This window comes from Oceanobacillus sp. NCCP-135 (assembly GCF_059698015.1).
On record NZ_BAAKSZ010000061.1, the window covers coordinates 1 to 3312 of the forward strand.

4 protein-coding genes are annotated in these 3312 nt (G+C 33.0%); all 4 read right to left on the reverse strand.

What is annotated here, in order from left to right:
* Window positions 1-313: 313 nt before the first annotated feature.
* Window positions 314-772, reverse strand: coding sequence for a stage III sporulation protein AH (locus AC6HVZ_RS19395; protein ID WP_497559768.1), 459 nt, complete (start codon window positions 770-772; stop codon window positions 314-316).
* A 55-nt stretch (window positions 773-827) separates the two neighbouring features.
* Window positions 828-1586: a helix-turn-helix domain-containing protein gene (locus AC6HVZ_RS19400; protein ID WP_497559769.1), complete on the reverse strand. Its 759-nt coding sequence runs from the start codon at window positions 1584-1586 to the stop codon at window positions 828-830.
* A 126-nt stretch (window positions 1587-1712) separates the two neighbouring features.
* The gene (locus tag AC6HVZ_RS19405; RefSeq protein ID WP_497559770.1) at window positions 1713-2285 is read right to left on the reverse strand and encodes a thymidine kinase; all 573 of its coding nucleotides are present in this window, start codon (window positions 2283-2285) and stop codon (window positions 1713-1715) included.
* A 103-nt stretch (window positions 2286-2388) separates the two neighbouring features.
* The gene (locus tag AC6HVZ_RS19410; protein WP_497559771.1) at window positions 2389-3060 is read right to left on the reverse strand and encodes a tyrosine-type recombinase/integrase; all 672 of its coding nucleotides are present in this window, start codon (window positions 3058-3060) and stop codon (window positions 2389-2391) included.
* Window positions 3061-3312: the final 252 nt, after the last annotated feature.

The window sequence follows — 3312 nt, forward strand, 5'->3', positions numbered from 1 at the left end:
CGGGCAAACGGACAAGAAAAAGATAATTATAATTTAGTAAATGCGACAACTATATTGACAAACACCGTTATATATCATTAATTCTATTAGTAATTACTGATTTTAATAAGGTACTTGAGTTAAGTTTACTTCAAGTTTTTTAATCCAAGAATATTTGTGGCTTACCAAAAGTAATTATTTGGCTTAAAATAATTCAACTCACTAAACAATCACAGCATATATCTTTAATATCAAAGATTATATAAAAGACCATTTCAGGTGAGAAATGGTCTTTTAAAGAAGGTATTTTCTTCAATTCCTTCATAGCTTCATATTATTCATCTTCTTCTATTGTAGCATCTATTCCATTTATATTCATAATCTTCCCGACTTCTTCCTCTTTCGGAAATATATAACACTCCCTTTCATGACTGCTTGTTGCCAACCAAACCTCACCATCTTTAAAGAAAGATAAGTCTTCTGGATGTTTAGGCATCTCCCACTCATATAAAGAATTAACAGTTTCTTTAATAATTCCTTTAACATTTTCGTCTTTAGTATGGTAATAATACACCTTAGCCGTTTGCCCTTCATCTAAAATGGTACTTGCCCATTCAGATTCTTCTTTCATTGTAACTAAAGCAGAATCAATTTTATTTAGGAATTTATCAAAACTCTTTAGAGAACCCATATCTTTTCTTAAAACCAAATGAAACTGATCGCAAATATCAAAACATAAATCTATTAAATCGTAATAAGTTTTTCCACTTGGATTTTTCTGCAATAATATCAATCTACTCTCCCCCCTTCATATAGATAATAAGTACATGACACAGTAAAAAACTTTCTTATTTTCTTGGAGCACCATAAAAAGCATGAGAGCCCATTCTTACTGATTTACCTTGTTTAACACTTTTAACTGGGTGATAGTGATAGTGTTTCCCTTTTCCATTTTTATCTATTTCTGCACCCACAGCTTTCCCTTTTGGACTAGCAGATTTCGCAATTGATTGAGCATTCGTCTTAGAAGTTGACCACGTATCATTACCTGATTTCAAGCGAGAAACAGCCTTAGTTCGGGACATTCCATTACCAATAAACAAACCTTTAGTTTTTCTAGTTGTTACATTTGATACATCAATGTTTTCCTTCGCTTTGCCAACATAATATTTAAATACACGCCATAGTCGCGTATCATGTTCACCAACTTTACGGGCTACCGCTGCAACTGGCATGTCAACCATCAACGACATTACATGATGTTCAAATAATAATGAAAGCCCTGCACCTGGTCGTGCCCAGTCAATGATCACGGTGCGTATTTTGCCACATGATTCACATTTAACGGGGGGCATTCTAGCGTGGAGCTGCGTTTGATATTGCCAAAGGTCAAGAGGTCTCCATGTACGGTCTTGATCTTGAATATCATGAACCTTACAGCCAGTCGATCCACAACTTGGACATGAAAATTCAGCGCCTTTTCTGTATTCAATATAAATATGCAAGGTATTTTCTTCTTTAGCTAATTCATGATGGAAAACATACCATGGTTCAGGTATTTCTAATGCAGATTGGAATACATTATACTTCTTTTCATAATCTCTCATAAGGCAAAAACTCCTTAGTATTTTAATAGTTTTTACCAAGTATGTACAGCTTTATGAAATTTTAAACTAAACACTAAATAGCGAGGAAGCAAGTTTCTTTAGAGTCCATTAATACTCCCCCTTCACCTAAAGTGGTGGATTGGCATGACATTTACGACATACGGGATAATAGGAATCATTTCCACCTATATGAATTTGTTCACCCGTATATGCTGGCTTTCCTCTATCATCTACACGTAAATTCATAATAGCCTTTCTTGCACAAAACCAACATATCGTTTTCATTTCTTCAATTTTATCTGCATAAAGCAAAAAATATTTACTACCCTCAAATAATTCATTTTGGAAGTCATTTTTAAGACCGAACCCCATTACAGGAATATCAAGATCATCAACAATTTTGGCTAATTGTAACACATGTTCTTTCTTTAAAAATTGTGTCTCATCTATTAGGATGCAATATGGCATTTGTTTACAATTCTTAACAACATCGTAAATATTCGTTTCTTCAAAAATAGGGTATGCTTCTCTTCTAAGACCTATCCTACTTGAAACATAACCACTCTCATCTCTATCATCAATTCCTGGGGTGAAAATTAAAACTGACTTATTCTGTTCTTCATAGTTATGAGCTACCTTTAATATTTCTATTGATTTTCCGCTATTCATAGCTCCGTATTTAAAATATAGTTGCGCCACATAAACCCACTCCTTAACTTTCGCTTTCTTTTTATATCCGTCTAATAGACAAGTTTGTAAAGATACACATTATTCCAACCAAAATCATGGGCTTTTGTTCAAATTAAGGCAGTTTTTTCATAAAGTTAAAATGAATAATTCCCTGTATTTTATGTATATTTATACCCAGCCCTTTTATAATTCGTAAGTAGTTTCGTTGCCTAACAGGTTGGCCTTTATGCTTTCCTTTCCAATTTAAGAAGATATAATCAATATCTTCTGTAAGTGCATCCAACCTTTCACCTCTTATGTATAATTCAATTCTTTCAGCTAATTCCCCACTTATTGGTAATTCCCTTTCACTAGTTTTAGCCAGTGCTTCGTTCTCGATATTTTCCTCTTTTTTAATATCAAGCCAGCCATCTTCTGAGTTAAAATTCCCTAGTTTAAAACCCAGTATCTCACCTATTCTCATACCTGTTTCTATACTTATTTCACATATTATTTTATCCCTTAAAGTTGGAAGAGACCCCCATATAGCATCGATATCTTCCTGACTGTACCACTTTAAATGATTTTGGTCTTTTTTGTATCTAAGTTTACTAACTAATGATTTATCTATTTCAAAATCCCAAATTTGTCCATAGAGAAACTTAGCCTTAACATTCTTTTTACCTTGCTTATTTGGTTTAACCCCATACTTTACTGGATTTTCATCTACTTCACCATTGTCCTCTAGCCATTCATAAAATTGTTTTATTATGGAAATACGTTTCTTGATTACATTAAAAGACAACGCACCTTCTATATCCGCTATTTCCTCTCAACTATCCCCATATAATAAACATTTGATATATCCCTCAATTATCGATTTACTCTTAACATCTCTATAATGAATATTTAATTTCTTTAAGTAACGCAGATAATCCATTAACTCATATGCATATGATGATCCTGTTTTATTACTATTCTTTCTACATGTGTAAAGCATCACTTTATTCCATCCAAAACAGACCTATTCTAATCAAATTCCTCCAGATGATTACTG

Bases quoted from the DNA above. Each gene is read 5' to 3' on its own strand.
- AC6HVZ_RS19400 (WP_497559769.1), bottom strand. From the start codon at position 1,586: ATGAGAGATTATGAAAAGAAGTATAATGTATTCCAATCTGCATTAGAA.